This is a genomic window from Streptomyces sp. NPDC057654 (genome assembly GCF_042800135.1).
Classification (GTDB): domain Bacteria; phylum Actinomycetota; class Actinomycetes; order Streptomycetales; family Streptomycetaceae; genus Streptomyces.
In genome coordinates, this window is record NZ_JBHVHQ010000931.1 from 1 (window position 1) to 3253 (window position 3253).

4 protein-coding genes and 1 pseudogene are annotated in these 3253 nt (G+C 72.3%); 2 read left to right on the top strand and 3 right to left on the bottom strand.

Features of this window, described 5'->3' with window-relative positions:
• Both ACFU99_RS38460 and ACFU99_RS38465 read right to left on the bottom strand, forming a co-directional pair.
• On the bottom strand, window positions 1–350 hold a 350-nt coding region (locus tag ACFU99_RS38460), incomplete at its 3' end, for an ATP-binding protein (RefSeq protein WP_384401798.1).
• Window positions 351–572: 222 nt separating this feature from the next.
• On the bottom strand, window positions 573–1163 hold the full coding sequence (locus ACFU99_RS38465) for a lytic polysaccharide monooxygenase (protein WP_384401801.1): 591 nt from the start codon (window positions 1161–1163) through the stop codon (window positions 573–575).
• Window positions 1164–1565: 402 nt separating this feature from the next.
• On the opposite strand from ACFU99_RS38465, the gene ACFU99_RS38470 reads away from it, so the two are divergent.
• Together ACFU99_RS38470 and ACFU99_RS38475 are read left to right on the top strand one after the other, a co-directional pair.
• The gene (locus ACFU99_RS38470) at window positions 1566–2093 is read left to right on the top strand and encodes a hypothetical protein (RefSeq protein ID WP_384401805.1); all 528 of its coding nucleotides are present in this window, start codon (window positions 1566–1568) and stop codon (window positions 2091–2093) included.
• Window positions 2090–2464 (top strand): transcriptional regulator, encoded by a 375-nt coding sequence (locus ACFU99_RS38475; protein WP_384401808.1) that lies wholly within the window; start codon window positions 2090–2092, stop codon window positions 2462–2464. Before ACFU99_RS38470 ends, ACFU99_RS38475 begins: the two co-directional genes overlap by 4 nt.
• A 46-nt stretch (window positions 2465–2510) precedes the next feature.
• Here the strand turns inward: ACFU99_RS38475 and ACFU99_RS38480 are convergent.
• Window positions 2511–3253, bottom strand: a pseudogene (locus ACFU99_RS38480) (hypothetical protein); the annotation flags it as partial.

A 3253-nucleotide genomic window follows, 5' to 3' on the forward strand; every position in this document is an offset into this window, starting at 1 on the left:
GTGTTGAGGTCCACGCCCCAGGTGTCGGCGGTCTCGGAGAGCAGGAACATGCCGCGGCCGCTCTCCGCGAAGTAGTCGGGCTCCTTGACCGTCGGCATGCCGGCGTCGGCGTCGCTGACCGCGGCCCGTATGCCGCCGGGGAGGTTGTCGATGGTCAGCACGCACTCGGCGGTCGCGGTGTGTTTGTGGACGTTGCTGAGGAGTTCGGTGACGCACATGGCCGCGCCGGGTACAAGGTCCGCGCGGCCCCACAGGCGGAGCTGGGACGCGACGGTGCGCCGTACGCGCGCGAACGCCCGCGGCTGGGCCACGAGTTGCTGCTCGAAGCGCTGCGGGGGGTGTTCGGCCATGGCGGACATGGCTCCTCCTACTCGCCCCCGGCCGCGAAGAGTTGGCTGCTGTGTCTGTGGATCTTACGAGACGACCGCGGGTGCGCGAAGCCGGGGAGCGTGGGAATCTCGACAATCTCTTACGTCGCCGAGCGGGCGAAGGGCCTCCCCGGGGGTGGGAGGGAGGCCCTTCGAGGGAGCCGCGCGCCCTGTCGAGCGGTCAGAGGACGCGGCTGCGGAGGCTCAGAACTGGACGTCCGAGCAGGAGTAGAAGGCGTTACCCGTGTCGGCGATGGTCCACACGCCGAGGATCAGGTGCTTGCCCGTCTTCTGGGTGGGGATGGTGCCCTGGTGGGTGACGGTGGCCGGGGGGATCCGGCCGCCGAAGGGCACGGTCATGAAGGGCTGCAACTCCAGGTCGGCGCGGGTGAGCGGCTTGTTGGGGTTGTAGCCCTCCTTGGTGATGTAGTACTTGAAGTCCGTGGTGGCGTGCTGGGCGGGGAGCTTCCAGCGGAACTGGAAGCCCTGGCCGGCGGTCACGTTGGTGGCGGGCCACTTGCCGCCGCGCGGGTCGTCGAGCTCCGCGAACCTGCCGTTGCCACCGGCACAGATCTTGCCGTCGGCGGGCCCTCGGCTCGGGAAGCCCTTGGGACCTTCCACGCTCTGCGGCTCCCACTGGATCTCCCCGCAGTTCTTCACGGTCCCCTTGGCGCAGTAGGCCTGCCGACTGGTGGGCGAGTCGACGTAGCCGTGGCTGGACGCGCTGCCCGTGGCGAGCAGTGAGACACCCGCGATGGACAGGCCGATGACGGCGGCACTGATCTTCTTGCGCATGCTTCGCTCCCTGAGAACGTGGGGGGTTCTGTGAGTCGAGTGAAGTGCGGTCTAGACCAACTGGGAGGCTAGTACCAGCCGTTCATCATGTCCAGACCAATAACAACCCGAATCAGGCCGCTGTACGTACGCGCTCCCGCACCCGCCCACCGCTCCCCAGGCCCCCGACGCCAGGCCACCGACCCTCACCCGTCCCCCCGCCAATCGCCTGGTGGACAGGGTGCGCCCCCTGCGGCTCACACCCGCCTCACGGGCCCCGCCCGACGCTTCACACGCCAGACGCACCCCTCCCGTCCCAGCCAGGTTGGCCGAAGGCGATTCTCGAAACTACTTTTGCCTGGCAAAAGTAGATGGCAGGATACGAAGCAGTCCACCGCCCCAGGTCGTTCGATGGGAGTCCTCATGACCACTGGCGACTACGCCGCCTCCGTACGGGCGCTGCGCGACCTCCGCGCCGCGGAGCGGGCCCGGCTGACCGCGAACACGCCGCGCCCGAAGCCGTCCTGGTGGACGCCCACGGCGGCGATCACGCACGGAGCCGGCATCGCCCTGGTAGTCGGACCCTGGGCGTACGGAACGGGCGGCGCGGCCTGGCGCATCGCCGTCGCCGTCACGGGGATCGCGGCGCTGGCCGTCTTCCCCGCCCTGTGCGTCTGGTGGGTGAGCCGTTCACGGGTCCGCGCCTGGCCGCCGCGCGGGCGCGGACGGCTGGCGCTGGAGTGCGCGCCGCTCCTCGCGTGGGCGGTGGGCTGGGCAGTCTACGAGGCGTACGGCCGGGCCCCCGGCGCGGTCACGGCGGGCGTGCTCAGCGGGTTCGCCCTGTGGTGGCGGGAGAGCGCGCGCCGTGGCCTCGACTCCGCGGCAGCCGCGGAGTCGACGGCGGCCGAGTCGGCAGTGGCGGAATCGACTGCCGCGGAGCGAGCCGAATGAGTCGTTCCGCTCGGCCCGCCGACCAGCCGCCCGCGCTCGACGAGGCCATCCACCACCCGACGCGGCTGACGCTGATGAGCTTTCTCGCGGGTTGTCTGGAAGCCGAGTTCTCGGCCGTACGCGACTACTGCCAGGTCTCCGATCCGAGCGTGAGCCGCATCGCGACCGCGCTGGACGAGGCCGGGTACATCAAGATCCGCAAAGGCGCCGTGGGCCGGCGCCCGCGCACCTGGCTCGCCCTGACCTCCGCCGGGCGCACCGCCCTCGCCCGCCATCTGGCCGCCCTCCAGGCCATGGCGGACGCGGCGCAGGAAGCGGGTGCGGTGCAGGAAGCACGCATCGCGGCGCGCGACGGTGACGGCGACGGCTGAGACCGGCTCGGGCTACGGAGCGGCGCGGACCACGTAACGGCGCGGATTACGCGGCGGCGCCCAGCCGGGCCGCCGGGATCTGGGGTTCCGCTGCTGTGCGGAGGAGGGACGCGTAGGTGTGGCGGAGGGCGATGAGGGATTCCTGGGCTTCCCGGTAGGCGAGGGAGGCGGTGCCGCCGCGGTGGGCCAGGGTGCGTACGGGGGCGCAGTGGCGGTCCATGGCGGTGAGCCAGGCGCGGTGGGGAGCGGGGAGGTGGCGGCGGACCAACTGGCGGCCGCCCTCGCCGAGGCGGCGGGCGCCCATGCCCAGTACGGCCTCGGCGGCCTGGAGCACCGGCGGCTCCAGCGCGCCCGGCAGCCCGGTGCCTGAACGGGCCCCCGAAGGGCCCTGGCCGTCGGCCGCCAGTGCGGCCAGTACCGCACGCTGTTGCGAAGTGCTCGGGGCGAGTTCCAGCGTGGCCTGCTCGGCGTGCAGTTGGGCGCGCAGCGTGTGCTGGATGCGGGTGAGGCGGCGCAGCGCCGTCGCCGTGGCGGCCTGCGGGCCGTCCTCGGCGAGCGTGTCCGCGAGGCGGAACAGCCAGATGCCGTGTGCCTCCAGCCGGGTCGCGGCCAGCATCAGGTGGTCGAGGCGGCTGAGCCGCTGCCCGTCCGCCGACCAGCGGACGACCGGCACCAGTTCCTCGGTGCGGGCCAGCTGGTCGATGGGGATCTGGCGGCGCGGCTTGCGGGCCGGGCCCCAGTTGAGGAGGGCGAGCGTGGGCAGCGCCACGAAGTGCGGCCGGTCCAGGC